At 62.1% G+C, this 17072-nt stretch carries 13 protein-coding genes; 8 read left to right on the top strand and 5 right to left on the bottom strand.

Going from position 1 to position 17072, the window contains the following annotated elements:
- Positions 1-38: 38 nt before the first annotated feature.
- The gene (locus D0Y96_RS19105; protein WP_117303268.1) at positions 39-1421 is read right to left on the bottom strand and encodes a formimidoylglutamate deiminase; all 1383 of its coding nucleotides are present in this window, start codon (positions 1419-1421) and stop codon (positions 39-41) included.
- A 116-nt stretch (positions 1422-1537) separates the two neighbouring features.
- Here D0Y96_RS19105 and D0Y96_RS19100 point away from each other — a divergent pair, with 116 nt between their 5' ends.
- The 8 genes from D0Y96_RS19100 (at position 1538) to treY (ending at position 10837) form a co-directional block, all read left to right on the top strand.
- Positions 1538-1843, top strand: coding sequence for a DUF503 domain-containing protein (locus D0Y96_RS19100; protein WP_117303266.1), 306 nt, complete (start codon positions 1538-1540; stop codon positions 1841-1843).
- 116 nt (positions 1844-1959) lie between these two features.
- Complete coding sequence (gene rbfA, locus D0Y96_RS19095) at positions 1960-2340, top strand: 30S ribosome-binding factor RbfA (protein ID WP_117303263.1); 381 nt, start codon at positions 1960-1962, stop codon at positions 2338-2340.
- A 70-nt stretch (positions 2341-2410) separates the two neighbouring features.
- Positions 2411-3427, top strand: a complete 1017-nt coding sequence (locus D0Y96_RS19090) for a DHH family phosphoesterase (protein WP_117303475.1) — start codon at positions 2411-2413, stop codon at positions 3425-3427.
- 191 nt (positions 3428-3618) lie between these two features.
- Positions 3619-5301 (top strand): ArnT family glycosyltransferase, encoded by a 1683-nt coding sequence (locus D0Y96_RS19085; protein ID WP_350449124.1) that lies wholly within the window; start codon positions 3619-3621, stop codon positions 5299-5301.
- An 88-nt stretch (positions 5302-5389) separates the two neighbouring features.
- Complete coding sequence (locus D0Y96_RS19080) at positions 5390-6385, top strand: GNAT family N-acetyltransferase (RefSeq protein ID WP_117303257.1); 996 nt, start codon at positions 5390-5392, stop codon at positions 6383-6385.
- A 176-nt stretch (positions 6386-6561) separates the two neighbouring features.
- A complete protein-coding gene (locus D0Y96_RS19075; protein WP_117303254.1) occupies positions 6562-6969 on the top strand; it encodes a YtxH domain-containing protein in 408 nt (135 codons plus the stop codon).
- Between the two features lie 148 nt (positions 6970-7117).
- The gene (locus tag D0Y96_RS19070; RefSeq protein WP_117303252.1) at positions 7118-7630 is read left to right on the top strand and encodes a hypothetical protein; all 513 of its coding nucleotides are present in this window, start codon (positions 7118-7120) and stop codon (positions 7628-7630) included.
- Between the two features lie 234 nt (positions 7631-7864).
- The gene (gene treY / locus D0Y96_RS19065) at positions 7865-10837 is read left to right on the top strand and encodes a malto-oligosyltrehalose synthase (protein ID WP_158562498.1); all 2973 of its coding nucleotides are present in this window, start codon (positions 7865-7867) and stop codon (positions 10835-10837) included.
- Between the two features lie 29 nt (positions 10838-10866).
- On the opposite strand, the gene malQ is transcribed toward treY, so the two are convergent.
- The 4 genes from malQ to D0Y96_RS19045 all read right to left on the bottom strand — a co-directional run bounded on the left by malQ (position 10867) and on the right by D0Y96_RS19045 (position 16878).
- Entirely contained in the window at positions 10867-12381 is a 1515-nt protein-coding gene (malQ, locus tag D0Y96_RS19060; RefSeq protein ID WP_117303247.1) for a 4-alpha-glucanotransferase, read from the bottom strand.
- A 130-nt stretch (positions 12382-12511) separates the two neighbouring features.
- Positions 12512-14485, bottom strand: coding sequence for a peptidylprolyl isomerase (locus D0Y96_RS19055; protein ID WP_117303245.1), 1974 nt, complete (start codon positions 14483-14485; stop codon positions 12512-12514).
- 178 nt (positions 14486-14663) lie between these two features.
- Positions 14664-15530, bottom strand: coding sequence for a metallophosphoesterase (locus D0Y96_RS19050; RefSeq protein ID WP_117303243.1), 867 nt, complete (start codon positions 15528-15530; stop codon positions 14664-14666).
- 115 nt (positions 15531-15645) lie between these two features.
- The gene (locus tag D0Y96_RS19045) at positions 15646-16878 is read right to left on the bottom strand and encodes a BON domain-containing protein (protein ID WP_158562497.1); all 1233 of its coding nucleotides are present in this window, start codon (positions 16876-16878) and stop codon (positions 15646-15648) included.
- Positions 16879-17072: the final 194 nt, after the last annotated feature.

Genomic DNA, 17072 nt, shown 5'->3' with positions numbered 1-17072 from the left:
GCCGCAGACACGTCGCGCACGGGATGCCCTCTGCACGCTTATTGCCGCCACACCCGCGCAGCGATCTCTTTATAGCGGGCGACGATCTCCTCTGCCGCGGAGTGCAGCCCATCCCGCAGAATCCACCTGCCGCCCACCGCAACATCGCGGATCGTCCCTCGCTGCAGCGAAAAGACCAGCGACGGCAGCAGATCGTCAGCCGCAGCCCCGGCAATCGACGGATGATCGAGGTCGACCGTGAAGAAGTCCGCAGGATATCCGGGAGCCAGCACGCCGCCGTCGAAACCCAGAGCCGCTGCGCCACCTGCCGTCGCATAGCCGAAGAGCCGCTCCGAAAGATCGCGGCCGCCGATGCCGTCGAGGATGCCCCGCTTCTGCCGCGTCAGGCGAAGGTGATACTCCAGCTCGCGCGCATCTTCCAGCAGATCGATCTGCGCCTGGCTGTCCGACCCCAGCGCGATGCGAATGCCGTGCCCGGCAGCGCGGGCCGCATCGAAGACACCGTCTCCCAGGTTCCGCTCCGTCGCCGGACACGCGCAGACCGTCGTCCGCGCCGCGGCCATCGCCTCCATCTCCTCCTCAGTTATGTGGATCGCGTGCACCAGCGTCCACGCATCCGACAGCAGCCCAAGCTCGGCAAGCAGCCTGACCGGAGTCGCGCCGTACTCCTCGCGGCATGCGGCCAGCTCCGCCGGCTGCTCCGCCGCGTGCATGTGAATGGGCAGAGCGTGCTCTGTGGCCCACAGCGCCATCTGCTCCAGATCCTTCAGCGGCACGGCGCGTATGCTGTGCGGAGCCACTCCCATCCAGGCTCTGCCGGATTTAGCATGCAGCGCGTCTGCCAGGGCCGCGGCGTTTTCCAGATACTCCGCCGCCGATTCGTAAAAGCGCGCCTGGCCCGCATGCGGAGCCAGCCCATACCCGGCGCGCAGATAAGCCACGCGCAGCAGCGCGATGCGCAGTCCCACCGACTCCGCCGCGGCGACGACCTGAAGGCCGAGCCGGTTGGGATCGCTGTACGCCGCTCCGCTCTCGCTGCGATGCAGATAGTGAAACTCGCCCACTGTCGTAATGCCGGCCGTGACCATTTCGAGAAAGGTCATGCGGGCCACGTCATACACATCCTCGTCGCTGACGGCGGCAGCGGCGCGGTACATTGCCTCGCGCCAGCTCCAGAAGTCATCGCCCCCCGTGCTGTGGCGCTCTGAACGCCCGCGGATCAGCCGCTGAAAGCTATGCGAGTGCGCGTTCACACATCCGGGCAGAAGCGCCTTACCGGCTAACCGGGTCGCGGGCCAGGCTGCTGTATCTTCCGCTCTCAGCACCGCTTCGATCCAGCCATCGTCCTTCACCAGCAGGCCGCAGCCGGAGCGGAACGCGCCCTCCGTGAAAACGAGATCGGGATGAAAGAAGTGCGGCATCGTTTTCTGCGCAGAAGACGGGTATTTGCCTCCGCCCTCCCGGCGAACGACTGATTGTAGCGGACAAATCACGGGCAGGTCGCCGCTGCGGCGCGATAGCATGGTCACAGCGCCTTATGCCTGTTGCTTCCATGACCATCGAGCTGCGCATCGAGCACGCGCAGTCGCTCAAGGACCGGCGCCAGGTGGTGCGCAGCCTTAAAGAAAAGCTGGCGCACGGCTTCAATATCTCGGTGGCCGAGCTCGACGAGGCCGTCACCTGGCAGTCGGCCACGCTCGGCGTTGCCGCCATCTCCGGCTCACGCGACTATCTGACCGGCCTGATGCGGCAGGTTGAAGACGCCGCGACGCGCATCGCCAACGATCTTGGGGCTACCATCACCGAGGCCTGGTGGGAGTTTCTGGAAGGCGCTGCTGATTAGCCGGAATCCGCCGATTTTCATCTCAGCACATTTTCTTCGCCGCTCCTCACTTTTGTGATTTTCGCGGCGTCCCGTCTGATATTCTCAATCGTTTAACCATACAAGGATGCTGGAGTATGCCGGAACAGAGGGCTCGGAAGTACCATCAGGACCGCGTGGCGGAGACGCTGAGAGAAGAGATCGGAGCGATGATCGAGGGTGAGCTGTCCGATCCCCGCATCAGCTTCGCCTATATCAGCCAGGTCGTGCTGAATCCCGGAGGCAAATCCGCCGTAATTTATGTTGCGGTAGACGGCGGACCGGAGGAGGAGAACAACACGCTCGAGGGGCTGATGGCCGCCCGCGGATACATCCGGCATGAGCTGCTGGAGCGCATGGGCGTGCGCCACGTGCCCGATCTGACCTTCCATGTCGACCGCTCCGACAAGCTGAAGGCCCGCATCGATGAGCTGCTGGGCCGGACGAAAAAGAAGCATGGAACAGGCAGCCGGGAGTAAACGGCCGGATGCCGGGACCGCGGGGAAGCTGCCTGACGGTTTCGCATACCGGAATGGCGTCGAAGAAACGATGCAGACACGTCACAATATTCACGAAGTCGGGGACGCGGTACTGGCGCGGCAGCGCTTTCTTGTATCGGCGCACGCCCGGCCCGATGGAGACGCCATCGGCTCGATGCTGGCCTGCGGCATGATGCTGCAGCAGCTCGGCAAACAGGTGGATCTTGTCTCCTGCGATCCGGTGCCGCTCATCTACTGGGGGCTGCCCTGCGCGCAGACCATACGGCAGACGGGCTGTGTCGAGGGCGACTACGACGCCGTCATTCTGCTGGAGTGCGACGGCATCGAGCGGTCGCGTCTGCATGGCCTCGAGGACCGCTTCCTCATCAATATCGACCATCACGTCAGCGGCCGCGCCTTCGGCGACGTGAACTGGATCGACACCAGGGCGAGCGCCGTAGCCGAGATGGTCTACGAGCTGGCCCGGCTCCTCGGCGTCCCGGTCAATGCCGAGATGGCCACCTGCCTCTACACCGCCGTGCTCACCGATACCGGCTCGTTCTGTTACGACGGCACCGACGCGCATACCTTTGAGCTGGCCCGCGAGCTGGTCCGGCACGGAGCCGATCCCGCCGACATCGCCCGCCATGTTTATTTCTCCAATCCCGCATCCAAGATGCTGCTGCTCGGCGCGGCGCTCTCCAGTCTGCAGCGCGAGGGCCGGCTGGCATGGCTCTGGGTCACCCGCGAAAACATGCTGCGCGCCGGAGCGGCGGAAGAGGACTGCGAGGGAATCGTGAATTATGCCATCGGCATCGCGGGCGTGGATGTAGCCGTATTTCTCCGCGAGCTCAGCGACGGGCAGGTGCGGCTCTCTCTGCGCAGCAAAGGCCCCACCATCAATGTGGCCGGCATTGCCGAGATGTTCGGCGGCGGCGGCCACGAGCACGCCAGCGGCTGCACGCTCGAAGGACCGCTGCCCGAAGCGATGGTGCTTATTCTGGACACGCTGCGCCGGAAAATGCAGATTTCCGCGCACGATGGCGCAGGAACAGCCGGGGGCCGCGCATTCGGCGAGTCGATCTGATAGCCTGATACCGTTTTCCACGTAACTGTCCGGTGGCAGATTGTCTGCCATCGTCCGCACCGCCGGCACATAACCGAAAAGGAACGGTATAACGCGGAACTGTGGCTGAGAAATCAAATCAAGCAGAAAACTCCGCGGCTAAGCGGATCCTTCGCTACAGCCCCTCCAGCCTCTCGACACGTTTTCCGGTCGTGGGCACAGTACTGGAAGCGGGAACACTTTTCGTCCTTACGGCCTTTTTCCTCTTTTATGGACTGGTCCCCATCTTTGGCGGAGACGGCCTCGGCCTGGTGGGCGCCGACGAGCCGCGTTACGCGCAGGTGGCGCGCGAGATGCTGCACCGCCGCGACTTCATCACCCCCATTCTGTGGGGACATCCCTGGCTTGAAAAGCCCGCGCTCTATTACTGGCGCGCCATGTTTTCCTTCCGCGAGTTCGGCGTGCACGACTGGGCGGCGCGTCTGCCCTCCACCAGCTTCGCCTTCACGCTCATCGTCCTGATCTACCTGCATATCCGGCGCTTCCGCAACGGCGGACAGCTCGATGCGGCGCTGATCACCGCCTCCTGCGCCGGCATTCTCAGCTTCGCGCGCGGCGCTTCGACCGACATGCAGCTGGCCGCGCCCTTCTGCATCGGCATGCTGGGCTGGTATGCCTGGTATGAGACGGACAGCAAGTTCTGGCTCTTCGATCTCTATTTCTTTGTCGGCGCCGCCACCCTGGCCAAGGGACCGGTCGCTCCGTTTCTGGCGGTGCTCATCATCGTGGCCTTCGCCGCGCTGCGGCGAGAGTGGTCCATCATCCGGCGCAGCGTGTGGTGGCCGGGGATGGCGCTGTACTTCGCGATGGTGCTGCCGTGGTTCATCGCGGTGCAGAAGCGGAACCCGAACTTCCTCCGCGTCTTCTTCCTCGAACATAATCTGGAGCGCTTCGCCACCAACCGCTTCGAGCATGAGCACGACTTCTGGTTCTACCTCCCGGTCGTGATTCTTGCCCTTACTCCCTGGGCAGTCATCGCCATCACCGCCTTTGCCGACGCCGTCCGCGAGTCGATCAACGAGTGGAAGGCACGGCGCGCGAAGAACCGTTACATGGGCCACATCCGCGCCGGAGACGCCTTCCCCGAATTCCTGGTGCTCTGGGCGCTCATTCCCATCGTCTTCTTTTCCCTCTCGCAGTCCAAGCTGCCCGGCTACATTCTGCCCTCGGTTCCGCCGCTGACCATTCTTACCGGCGATTATCTGAACCGCATCCGCGAGCGCGGGCTGAAGCCCTGGCTGCTGATCACGCATGCCGTGCTCACCGGCCTGCTGACCGCCTTCGTGTTGCTGCTGCCGCTGCATCTCAGAAATCCCGAGCAGCTGCCGCCCGGCTCGGCGCTGATCGCCGGCGGGCTGACCGGATTCGCCGCCGCCGTCTTTATCCTGATCACCGTGGCCCGCTTCGGCGTAAAACGGCTGCGCATCGCCACCATGACCCCTATGATCGTGCTGATTCTGTTCCTCTTCGGCGTGGGTCCGGTCTTTGGCGTCGGCGCGGTTCCGGCCACCAAGCGGACGATCACTCTGATCGACATGACCTTTTCGGCGCGGCCGCTGGCCCGGATTCTGAACCGGATCGACCCGCCCGGCCCCGGCAGCACGGTCGCTGTCTATCGCGTCCGCCGGGATATGGAGTATGGGCTCTCCTTCTACCGCGATCGCAAGGTGATCGACTACGATGAGGATGGCGTGCCGAATGAGCAGCACCTGCTCGTCGTTCGTGAATCCTTTATCGATAAGCTGGCTCCATTACTGAAGGGGCGGACATACGAACCTCTTTTCACGTATCCTGCTCAGAACCTGGTCATTTACGAGGTTGCGGCCAGACAATAAAAGATTATTTTCAGTTCTCAGGGCTCAGAGTGCCGGACGAATCGGACGGCGCAGCCTGAGCCCTGTGCTCTGAGCTCTCTGCTCTGAAATGACTCCGGCGCTCCAACTCGAGATCTTCGATCTTCGCCACTTTTCTGCCGGCAGCCTGCGCCCTTTGCTCGATGCGGAAAGCTGCGTGTGGAGCGAGCGGCTGCACTGGGATTACCGCGCCTCCGCCGATCTGCTGCTGCAGTATCTCGATTCGCGCGTGCTGCCGGGCTTCGTCGCCGTCGAGAACGGCCGTATCTCCGGCTACATTTTCTGCGTGTACGAAGACAACAAGGCCGTCATCGGCGACGTCTTCGCGCTCGACGCGCCCCGCAGCGGCGCCACCGCGGCCGAGATCGAGCAGCAGCTTCTGCGCCATCTGCTGGAGATGCTGCAGAACACCCCCGGCATCGACCGGATCGAGTCGCAGCTTCTGCTGCATCCGCACGGGCTGCACGCCGAAATCTTCCACCATGCCGGCTTTGAGGTGCATCGCCGCATGTTCATGGAGCTTTCGCTCGAGCGCATCGAGCCGCAGACGGCAAGCCGCCTTCTGCTTGCCGGCATGACCATGCGCCCCTGGAAAGACGAGGACTTCGTGCCGACCGGACATCTGATCTCCCAGGCGTACCAGGGCCATCTCGACAGCCACATCAACGATCAGTACCGCTCCACCGCCGGATCGCTGCGCTTTCTCCACAACATCGTGCGCTTTCCCGGCTGCGGCATGTTCGATCCGGAGGGCTCGCGCATTCTTCTCAAAGCCGGGCAACAGGAGCCGGCCGGCGTGCTGCTCTGCTCCCGCGTCCGCGGCGACGTGGGACACGTTACCCAGGTGTGCGTGGCCAAAAGCTACCGCGGCCTCGGCCTGGGAGAGATCATGCTGCGCGACTGCGCCGCGAACCTGAAGAAGCGCGGTTTTCATACGCTCACCCTCACCGTTACGGCATCCAATACGAACGCCGCGGCGCTCTATGAGCGTCTTGGCTTTGTGGAAACCCACACCTTCGACGCCATGGTGTGGGATCATCGCCAGACACGCCCTGGCGGCCTGTAACTTATTGCGCGCAGACATGATCGCGATGCGCGGCGATCCACCGCTTTCCACTCCGGCGCTGGCAGCACAACACGTCTCCGGCGCATCTCTCTCACAGGTGTTTATTTGCCCCTCGGGGCCCGTTTTGGTACCATCCGGTTTTTCGGGGACGACAGCAAAGCGGAAGGAGAAAAGCAATGTCGGAAGAAAAACAGTCCAGTGGGTTTAGCTGGTTTCTTGCCGGGCTCAGCCTCGGCGCTCTGATCGGTGTGCTGTATGCCCCGAAGTCGGGCCGCGAAACCCGGGAAGAGATTCTCTCCGGTGCGCGTGAGGGCACGGAGTATCTGAAGCAGCGCAGCCGTGAAGCGGCCGACCAGGTCAGTACGATCGTCGATCGTGGGCGCGATCAGGTCAACGATTATGTCGACCGCGGCAAGGATTACGTCGAGCGCGGCCGCGCGCAGTGGGATGAGTTTGTCAGCCAGGGGCGGCAGTTTGTCGATGAGCAGGCAGGCAAGGTTTCGGCTGCGGTCGAGGCCGGCCGGGACGCTTACCGCAGCAGCGCCGCTGCGCCTGCACCATCCGATCCGTCGTATCAGTCGTAAATTCCACCTTCCGCCGCGCGCGGCCTGTTTGGGTAAAAGCGAAACGGGCCGCAGAAGCGCCGGAACGGGAGGAGTCGCCTGCAGCGGGAAAGAAAGTCCTGACAGGACTGTGGACCGGCTGCGGTGATGTCATGAATCAGGGGCGGAAATGCAGACGCACGTACCAGAGATTGTTTACATCCTCTTCACCGTTGTAACCGCGATCGGCGTGCTGTTGCAGGCGCTGGTGCTGCTTGGCATCTTTCTTTCGGTAAGGAAATCCTTCCACAAGATGCAGCAGTTCGCGGAAAGAACGGAAGAAAAACTCGGCCCCATTCTCAGCAGCACACAGCATCTGGTGGAAGATCTGTCTCCCAAACTGAGGGTCACCGCCGACAATCTTCTGGAAGCCAGCCATCTGCTCCGCCATCAGGCCAATCACGCCAGCGAAACCGTGGACGAAATTCTGAACCTCACCCAGGCCCAGGCCGAGCGCATGAACGAGATGATGACCGGAACCCTGAACACCGTGGTCGATGCCTCGGCTGCGGTGCAGAGTGCCGTATCCACGCCGCTGCGGCACGTCGCCGGAGCGGTGAATGGTCTGAAGGCATTCTTCGATGTCATGCGCAAAAAGCAGCCCGAGGCGCATGCCGCCGCCGACGGCGATCACTTTGTCTGAGAAGACCACGAAGAAGGTCTGAACCCTCGCTGAAACAACCCTGAGCCGTCCGCGAACATCGGACGTCATTCGTCTGCTCTGCATTCCGAAGCATCTCAGGGAGTGCGGCAGATCGTGCTTGCCGGACATCGGAAACTCTCTTTCATGCGGGCTCTGCGCCGTCTGCAGAATGCCCTGCCCGCATGAAAGCGATACACTGCGCCGATGGCAAACAGGAGAACACGGACTCAGCCTATGGCGGAAGAACTCTCGCAGAGCAAAGACTGCATCCTCCGGACCCTGCACGGCCAGGCGCGCGCTCCCCGGTCGACCTACCGGCTGCAGCTGCATCGCGGCTTCACCTTTGCCGACGCGCAGAGCGTGCTGCCTTATCTGAAGCAGCTCGGCATCGGCGACTGCTACACGTCGCCCATCTTCGAAGCGCGGCCCGGCAGCATGCACGGATACGATGTGACGCGGCACGACCGCCTGAACAGCGAGCTGGGCGGGGATGAGGCCTTCGAAATATTCTCCTCCACTCTGCATGAGCTCGGAATGGGCCTGCTGATCGACATCGTGCCGAACCATATGGGCATCGGCAACGACTCCATCTGGTGGCAGGACGTGCTTCAGAACGGCCGCTCTTCGCAATACGCCGAATACTTCGACATCGACTGGACGCCGCTCAAGGAGGACATGAAGGACAAGCTGCTGCTGCCCATCCTCGGCAGCCAGTACGGCGAAGAGCTGGAGAGCCGGCACATTCAGATTGCCATGGAAAACGGCCAGTTCCGCGTCGATTACTACGACCACCGCATGCCGGTGGCCCCGCGGTCGCTGCCCGTCATCTTTCCCGAAAATGAATATGACGATCTCGGCGTGCCGCAGGACTTTCGGGATCTGCTGCGCGAGCTCGCGCATATTCCTCCACACGCCACGACCGACACCGCTCTCACCGCGCAGCGCCGCGAGCAGCTGGGCGAGCTGAGGCCCAGGCTGCGCGAGATGCTGCTGAGCGACGAGATGCAGCCCATACTGGCGCGGGCCATCGCGAAGATCAATGGCGTCGAAGGCGACACACGCAGCTTCGACCGCCTCCATGAGCTGCTCGAGCAGCAGCCCTACCGGCTCGCGTTCTGGAAGGTATCGGCCGAAGAGATCAATTACCGCCGCTTCTTCGACATCAACGATCTCGCCGGCCTGCGCATGGAGAACCCGGAGGTCTTTGCCGCCACGCACTGCCTGATCCGCAGAATGATGGCGCGCGGACAGGCCACCGGATTCCGCATCGACCATGCCGACGGACTCTTCAATCCGCGCCAGTACCTCATCCGCCTGCAGCTTCTGTATGTGGCCAGCCAGTGCGGCGGCCAATCGCCGCAGGGAGAGCTGTCGCCGAACGGAATCGAAAAAAGCATTCGCGAATCGGTGCGCGGCTACGACTGGAATACCGTGCGCGGGCCGTTCTACGTCGTCGTGGAAAAGATCCTCGAGCCGAAGGAGTCTCTGCCGCAGGGCTGGCCCGTGCTCGGCACCTCGGGCTACGACTTCGTACATTTCAGCAATCAGATCTTCATTCAGTCGCAGAACGAGAAGCGTTTCACCGACTTTTACGCCAAACTTACGGACGGCAAATCCGATCCCGACGACATCATCTATCGCTCCAAGCTGAATATCATGCAGAACTCGCTTTCAAGCGAGGTCTACGTGCTCACCAATCTGCTCAGCCAGCTTGCCGCAACCGAGCGGCGCGCGCGCGATTTCACCGACAACATTCTCGAAGCCGCTATTCGCGAGACCATCGCCTGCTTCCCTGTTTACCGCACGTATGTCGACGACCGCGGCAAATACACGGAACACGATCGCGCGGTGATCGAAAGGGCCGTCGCGCGCGCCAGACAGAAAAACCCCGAAGTGGATGCGACTGCCTTCGACTTCCTCAAAAACACGCTGCTGCTGCACGGCCGCAGCGGAGCGGACATCGATCCGCGCGAGCTCTACTTCACGCTCAAATTTCAGCAGCTCACCGGTCCCGTTATGGCCAAGGGAGTCGAAGACACGTCCTTTTATGTCTACACGCGCTTTGTCTCATCGAATGAGGTGGGCAGCTCGATCAAAGTGTTCGGCATCTCGCCGGAGCGCTTTCACGAATCGAACCGCGCACGGCTCGATTCATTTCCGGATGCCATGCTCGCGACCTCAACCCACGATACAAAGCGCAGCGAAGACGTGCGCAATCGCCTGAATGTTCTCTCCGAGCTTGCGAATCTGTGGCCCTCGTGGGTGCGCCGCTGGCAGCGCATCAATGCGAAGTACAAACGCACGCTCGACGACGGACGCGTTGCTCCCGGCCCAGCCGAGGAATATCTCATCTATCAGACCATCGTGGGCGCGTGGCCCTGGAGCATGAACAGCACGGAGGATCGTAAGCAGTTCCTCGGCCGTCTGCAGGAGTACATGACCAAGGCGCTGAGCGAAGCCAAGGTCAATCTGAGCTGGACCAGCCCCAACCCGCAGTATGTCGAGGCGGTGCACGGATTTCTCCGGGACATTCTGATGCCTGGAAATAACCGGCGCGAGCCGCAGTTCGTGCAGACGCTGCGCGGGCTCATGCCGACTGTGGAGATCTTCGGTGCGGTGAACTCCCTGGCCCAGGTCGTGCTGAAGACCGCATCACCCGGCGTTCCCGACTTCTATCAGGGCTCCGAGATGTGGGATCTCAGCCTCGTCGATCCCGATAACCGACGGCCCGTCGATTACGATCTGCGCCGCAGCGCTCTCACCGAAATGCAGTCCATGGCCGAGCGCGAGGGCCTGCTCGCCGTCTGCCGCGACACGCTTCGCACTCTCTCCGATGGCCGTGTCAAGCTGTGGACGGCTCATCGCGCCCTTTCGCTGCGCAACCGCATGCCCGAGGTCTTTCAGCGCGGAGAATACGTGCCTGCTGTTGCTACAAATGGTCACAAGAACCATGTGATCGCATTTGCCCGCGGCCGCAAAGTCATCGCCGCCGTCCCGCGATTCGCCTGCACCCTGATGAACGGTAAGACGCAGCTTCCTTTACAGGCGGCCTGGGGCGATGCCGCGCTGCTTCTGCCGGATTTCAAACATGCCGTGCTCGAAAACATCTTCACCGACGAGCAGGTACAGGTCAGCGCGGATGGAAGGCTCGCGCTGCGTGTGGTATTCGCCGAATTCCCGGCAGCGCTGTTTACAGTCATTTCCTGACGTCAGCCGCTTTCATTTTCCTGCTCGTTTTAATTTTCCTGTTCCGGATCGAAGCGGTCGCGATCGGTGACCTCGGTCAGCGCAGCCAGCTTCTCTGCCAGAGCCGGAGTCAGTGCGCCCTCCGGCACGCGCCAGCTCCAGTTTCCATCGGAGTGAGACGGCACGTTCATGCGCGACTCGCTTCCCTGCTCCAGAATGTCCTGCACCGGAAAGAGGCAGAGGCTGGCCACCGACGATGCCGCCGCGCGGATCAGCGGCCAGACCACGCCGTCGTGGCCAGCGCCCAGATAGGTTTCCACCGCGCGCTTCTCGGTCTCGGTCGCGCCGTGCTCCCACCAGCCGCGCGTCGTATCGTTGTCATGCGTTCCGGTATAAACGACGGTATTGGGCACATAGCGGTGCGGCAGATAATTGTGCGCGCCGCGTCCTGAAAAGCCGAACTGCAGCACGCGCATGCCCGGCAGATCGAACTGCTCTCGCAGCGCATCGACATCGGCAGTGATCAGGCCCAGATCCTCCGCAATGAACGGCAGCTCGCCCAGCTCGCCGCGCAGATGCTGAAACAGCGCCGCGCCGGGAGCCTGCACCCACTCTCCGTTGATCGCAGTATCGTCTTCAGCGGGAATCGACCAGTACGCCGCGAAACCGCGAAAGTGGTCGAGGCGGATCAGATCATACAGCGCCAGCGCGCGGCGAATGCGCTGCGTCCACCATGGAAAGCCGCTCTGCGCAAGGATCTCCCAGCGATACAGGGGATTTCCCCATCGCTGCCCGGTCGCCGAAAAGTAGTCCGGCGGCACGCCCGCCACTCGCACCGGCGAGAGGTCCTCGCGCAGCTCGAAGATCTCAGGATGCGTCCACACATCGGCGCTGTCGTAGTTTACGAAGATGGCGACATCGCCGACCAGACGAATATCGCGCTCCGCGCAGTATGCACGCAGCGCGCGCCACTGCTCATCGAAGGCAAACTGAATGGCCTGCGCAACCGCCAGCTCTTCGCCATGTTCGCGGCCGATGCGATCCAGCGCATCGCTGTGGCGATAGCGAAGATCTTCCGGCCACTCGTTCCACGATGCCGAGCGGAATCTGCGGCGCAGCACCGAATAATATGCCCAGTCATTCAGCCAGCCTGCATTTTCCGCGCAGTAGCGGCTGAAGCGCGACCACTGCTCCTCGTCGTGATGATGCAGAAAATGACGCGCCGCCTCTTCGAGCAGCGGCAGCTTCTTCTCGAACACCTCGTCATAGGAGACATTTCCCGAACGCCCCGGCAGGTCCGCAAAGCGATCCGCGGAGATCCATCCCCACTCTGCGAGTGTCTCAAGCGAAATCAGCAGCGGATTGCCGGCGAATGCTGAAAGCGCGGCATAGGGAGAATTTCCATAGCCAGTGGGGCTGAGCGGCAGCACCTGCCACAGCCGCTGCTTCGACGCAGCGAGAAAGTCCGCGAACTGCCACGCGGCCGGGCCGAGATCACCGATGCCACCCCAGGAAGGCAGAGAGGAAATATGCAGCAGAAGTCCGGAAGAGCGTTCTAATGGCATAAAAAATCCATGCGATCCTTCTTACTCAGATGCGCGTTGGAGAGTTCGTTCCATAAAAAGGGCCCGCGATTCGAATCTTTCCGGAATCGCGGACCCTGGCTGCCTTCATGCTGACAGATTTTAATGTGTATCAGGAATTACCGAAGGGTGACTGCTGCGCCTTCCGATTGAGCAGGATGCGTCCCGACTTCTGATAGCGCTGCTCGAGGCTCGATACGAAGACCTCATACATCTCGTCGCGGCGCTGATTGAGAATGGCTTCCCGCGTTGTGTTCAGGTTTTTCGCCACATCGTCCGCAGCCGGCTGCTGCTTATCGGTCAGCTTTGCCACCACTCCGGCCTGCCCGGTATTGATCGCACTGCTGATCTGGCCGATATTCAGATCGAAGAGAGCAGGAGCCGCGCTCGCAAGCTGGCCCACATCCGGAACCTGCTGATCGCGTCCCACCAGGTCGCTGGTCTTCACCGTTGCGCCCAGCTCCTTCGCTGCCTTATCCAGATCGTTCTCCGCATGAGCGCGGTCGGCAAGCTCATTCGTCTTGCGCGCCAGCAGCTGCGGAACCTGCTCGTCTTTGAAGTCGTCGAGCACATGCGACTTGTACTCGTCAAAGCCTGGAGCATGCGCCGCCTGCACATCGGCTACCTGGAAGACGGCGAATCCGTCACCGGCCGCGCTGGCCTGCGGCGGAGCGCTCTTCTTTGCCGCAAAAGCCGCGGCGAGCAGCTTCGAGCTGTCCGTCATGCCCGGCAGCGTCGCCCCGTTCTGCACGAAGTCGGTGCTCACGAGCTGCAGATGATGCGCCGAGGCCGTCTGCGCCAGCCCCGACTTCTGTGCCTCCGCGGCAAGCTGCGCCGCATAAGACTGCAGAGCCCGTGTCTTCGTCTCGCTCGCAAGAGCCTGCACGATCGAGTCCTTCATCTCATCCAGCGACTTGACGTGCGCCACCTGCTTCTCTTCCGTCTGGATGATGTGATAGCCGTAGCGCGTATGCACCAGGCCCGAAATCTGTCCGGGCTGCAGCGAGAAGGCCGTCTGATCGAACTCCGGCACCGTCACGCCATGCTTGATCCAGCCCAGCTCGCCGCCCTGATCCTTGCTGCCTGGATCGCCTGAGTATTTCTTCGCCAGCTCGGCAAAGTTTTTGCCGTTGTCCTTGTGCAGCTGATCGAGAATATCCTGCGCCTTCGCTTTGGCATCCGCGTCCGCTTTGGCGCCGGCGCTCGCATCCACGGGAATCAGGATGTGGCGCACCTTCACCGAATCGTCGACGCGATACTCCTGCTGATGCGTGTTGTAGTACTGCTGGATCTCCGCCTGCGAAGGCTGCGGCACGCCGCCCGGAACATCCTTGTCCGTCACGGCGATGTACTCGATCTTCCGCGTCTCCGGAATGGCATGCGCATAGCGAGCCGCGTTCTGCTTGAAGAAGGTCTGCAGCTCGGCGTCGGTCGGATTGATCGTCTTGCGTATATCGTCGGTGCTCAGCACCGCGTACTCAAATTTGATCTTCGTCGCCTGCTTCAGATACGCGTCGCGCACCTCGGCATCGGAGACGGTGACACCGCCCGTGATCAGGTCACGCAGGCGATCGGAGGCGATCTGCTTCCGGATCTCTTCCTCGAACTTATCGCGCGTCAGACCGATCTGGTCGGCCACGAACTGCGTGTACTTGTCGTCGCCGATGTACTGGCCGTTGGGGAAGATGATCTGGCCGAACATGCCGGTGTGCAGAAAGTGGCGAATATCGTCATCGGTCACCACAATGCCCAGATGCTGCGCTTCCGCCAGCTCGATGCGCTGCTGAATCAGCGCCTGGCCGGCGCGCGGCACCATGAACGCGGCATACTGCTCAGGCAGCTGCTGGCGCTGGATCAGCCGGTTGGCCAGCTGCTGCACCTCAGTCATCGTAATTTCGTCTTCTGCCGGGAGAAACCTCCCGATCAATCCGCCGCGGCGAATCGTGGCATAGGTGTCAGCCGACGAAGCCTGATCGTTGAAGATGCCGGGAACCAGGAAGATGACCATCAGAAGGCAGGTGACGGCGATGATGACAATGAAGATTGCCTTCGTGAGGGGGCTGTCTTTCTGCAGGAAGCGAATCATGGATGAGTAACGACCTTTGCTGTCAAAGCGCTCCCGGCCACTTTGAAAATGCGCCCGGGAGGAGAGATATCCTGATGTGGCAGGAACCGTCTTTCAGTATAAACGAGTACGCCTGCTGCAAAGGTCCGATCAGACCGGCCTTCGGCCCGCACATTTTTAAGATTAAGATAAACGCGGCTCAGACCAGCGTGAAGGAGGTAATCTCCGGCGGGCAGAAGAGCCGGAACGGAAGCCCGACCGCGCCGATGCCGCGGTTCACATAAAGCTGCGTCCGCCCCACGCGAAAGAATCCCTCGACATAGTTCTTGCCCAGAGGCGGAAGCTGAAGCGGCGGCAGCAGTGGAATACGGACCTGCCCGCCATGCGTATGCCCGGAGAGCATGAGATCGGCGTTGTACTTTGCCACCTCCGGCAGAATGTCGGGCTCGTGCGCAAGAACGATGACCGGCTCGTTGCCGCTGACAGCAGCTTTGGGGATCGCGACGTCCGGATGCGCCAGTTTTGTGCAGGCCGATCCCAGTCCGGCGAACCAGAGCCGCTGTCCCTGCCGCTCCAGCGGAACCGCCGTATTCATCAGAACGGGAATGGTGTTCGATTCCAGCGCATCGATAACGTACTCGGGACCGACGATGCAGTCGTGGTTTCCCAGCACCGCATAGCGCTGCGGACAGTGAATTTCGCGCAGCAGCGCGGCGCACTCCCATATATGGCGCCGGGCAAAGGAATACGGCAGAGGACCATAGCTGATAAAGTCGCCGGTCAGCACCACCACATCGGGCCGAAGGCGGTTGACGTGCTCCACGATGCGGCGCACAAAAAAGGCCTCGGTGTACTCGGCATAGTGAATGTCGGAGATCTGCACGATGTGCATCCCCCGGAATGCCTCCGGAAGACGGTCGAGGTGTACCGGATGTTCTTCGATGCTGATCTCGTGACGGGAGATCTCACCGGCATACGCACCCATGGCGAGCGCGGAAACACCCGCCAGTTTCAGAAAAGAGCGCCGGGTGAAGTGCTTTTTCTGCGTTGGCGCAGACACATCCATTCATTCATCATATATGTCCGGCCGGGAAGCAGATTCTTCCTGGCAACGCCCGCGTATCTTTTAAAAAACGAAAGGCCGGACGCGTTGTCCGGCCCTCTCTCTGTCTCATTCGCTCTTACCGCGGATAGGAATAGTAGCCGCCGTAGTAGGGATACGGGTAGCCATAAGGACGCGGCCCCGCGTAGTAGGCCGGCCTGCGATGGAGCTGCGGCACATTCGACGCCAGCCGCCGCGCCTCCTGCCAGGAGACCGGCTGCACCGTCACCGGCGTTGCCAGGTGAAAGTCCAGCAGAGCCTCAGCCGGCAGATACAGCCGCGGGCCATTGGTTGCGGCCGAGCCGGCCATACCGGCGGCAGCTCCCACACCGGCGCCAACTGCAGCGCCCGCGCCACGGCCGATGATGCCGCCGATGATTGCGCCGATCGCCGCGCCGCCGACGGTGTTACCCGCGGTATAGCCCGCCTTGTTCGGTCCCTTGCTCGACCAGGTATCCGTCGCCAGCTCATAGTGGTTTGCACCCAGGTTCAGCGCGGTCACCTGCAGCGCAAGCTCGGCATTGCCGCCCAGCTTGCCCGAGCCCGTATTCTTCGCATCCACCACGCTGCCCTGCAGTGTCGCTCCACGCGGAATCGCAAGAACATTGCCCACGTAAACATCGTTGGCCGCCGTCGCCTGGAAGACCGCTCCGTCTTTTATATGAGCCGTATCCAGCGGCTCATCGAGCCGCACCTGCACCAGCGTTCCCACAGGAAGAGTCACCGGTCCGCTGATCGGCTGCTCGGGCGCATTTGAATACCCCTGCGGATTGGGATTGCCATAGTAGCCGGGCTGTGCCGGATACGGCGCGCGCGCAGGCTGATTCGGCTGGTCCGGAGGAGGTGGCGGCGGAGGCTGTCCGGCACTGGCCGGAGCGGGTGGCTGGGTATTCTCGTCCGCCGGAGGAGGCACGCTTCCCTGCTGCGGCTGCGCGGTGTTCTGATCCGCGCCGCCCGCCGCCGTAATGCTGTTCTGAATACCGCTGACTCCGTCCACGCCCGCGGCCAAGGTCTCCGCCTGCTGGCGCTGCTGCTCGGTCTGCACCGTTCCGCTCAGCGTCACCTGTCCGTTCGCCGCGGTGACGGTCACCTGCTGGTTCTGCAGCGACGCATCGTGTGTAATGGCATTGGTGACATCCGCCTGAATATCGGCATCGGTGCGAGTCCCCTGCTGTGCGCCCGCGCCGGAGTTCGCATCCTGCGCAAACCCGGTAACAGCGGCCGGAAACCACAGACAGGCCCCGACGGCCAGCGCGGCAGCTCCCCGTCGAAGACCACGAGAAAGAAATACAGCATTGTGACGGCTATCCATATATGTGCAACCTCTGCGCCTCGTTTCGTTTACCCTCATGCCGTGGATCACGAGGCGCACTCGAAGCGTCATTCTATTGGACACAGGAGCAGCAGAAAAGTTGTAAGCAGAAGGGACAGAAGATACGGGCAGATGCAGCCGGTCAAAAACCCGCCTGCGCCTGCCCGCTCTGAAAAACGCTGCCGGGTTTCGCC

The sequence above is a fragment of the Paracidobacterium acidisoli genome (genome assembly GCF_003428625.2).
Classification (GTDB): Bacteria; Acidobacteriota; Terriglobia; order Terriglobales; family Acidobacteriaceae; genus Paracidobacterium; species Paracidobacterium acidisoli.
Note: the sequence above shows the minus strand (reverse complement) of the source record. Positions and strands in the feature narration are given on the sequence as shown.

What these genes read in the sequence shown, in the direction of transcription:
- D0Y96_RS19105 (WP_117303268.1), bottom strand. Translation starts at nt 1,421, where the DNA reads ATGCCGCACTTCTTTCATCCCGATCTCGTTTTCACGGAGGGCGCGTTC.
- D0Y96_RS19100 (WP_117303266.1), top strand. Translation starts at nt 1,538, where the DNA reads ATGCCTGTTGCTTCCATGACCATCGAGCTGCGCATCGAGCACGCGCAG.
- rbfA (WP_117303263.1), top strand. Translation starts at nt 1,960, where the DNA reads ATGCCGGAACAGAGGGCTCGGAAGTACCATCAGGACCGCGTGGCGGAG.
- D0Y96_RS19090 (WP_117303475.1), top strand. Translation starts at nt 2,411, where the DNA reads ATGCAGACACGTCACAATATTCACGAAGTCGGGGACGCGGTACTGGCG.
- D0Y96_RS19080 (WP_117303257.1), top strand. Translation starts at nt 5,390, where the DNA reads ATGACTCCGGCGCTCCAACTCGAGATCTTCGATCTTCGCCACTTTTCT.
- D0Y96_RS19075 (WP_117303254.1), top strand. Translation starts at nt 6,562, where the DNA reads ATGTCGGAAGAAAAACAGTCCAGTGGGTTTAGCTGGTTTCTTGCCGGG.
- D0Y96_RS19070 (WP_117303252.1), top strand. Translation starts at nt 7,118, where the DNA reads ATGCAGACGCACGTACCAGAGATTGTTTACATCCTCTTCACCGTTGTA.
- treY (WP_158562498.1), top strand. Translation starts at nt 7,865, where the DNA reads ATGGCGGAAGAACTCTCGCAGAGCAAAGACTGCATCCTCCGGACCCTG.
- malQ (WP_117303247.1), bottom strand. Translation starts at nt 12,381, where the DNA reads ATGCCATTAGAACGCTCTTCCGGACTTCTGCTGCATATTTCCTCTCTG.
- D0Y96_RS19055 (WP_117303245.1), bottom strand. Translation starts at nt 14,485, where the DNA reads ATGATTCGCTTCCTGCAGAAAGACAGCCCCCTCACGAAGGCAATCTTC.
- D0Y96_RS19050 (WP_117303243.1), bottom strand. Translation starts at nt 15,530, where the DNA reads ATGGATGTGTCTGCGCCAACGCAGAAAAAGCACTTCACCCGGCGCTCT.
- D0Y96_RS19045 (WP_158562497.1), bottom strand. Translation starts at nt 16,878, where the DNA reads ATGGATAGCCGTCACAATGCTGTATTTCTTTCTCGTGGTCTTCGACGG.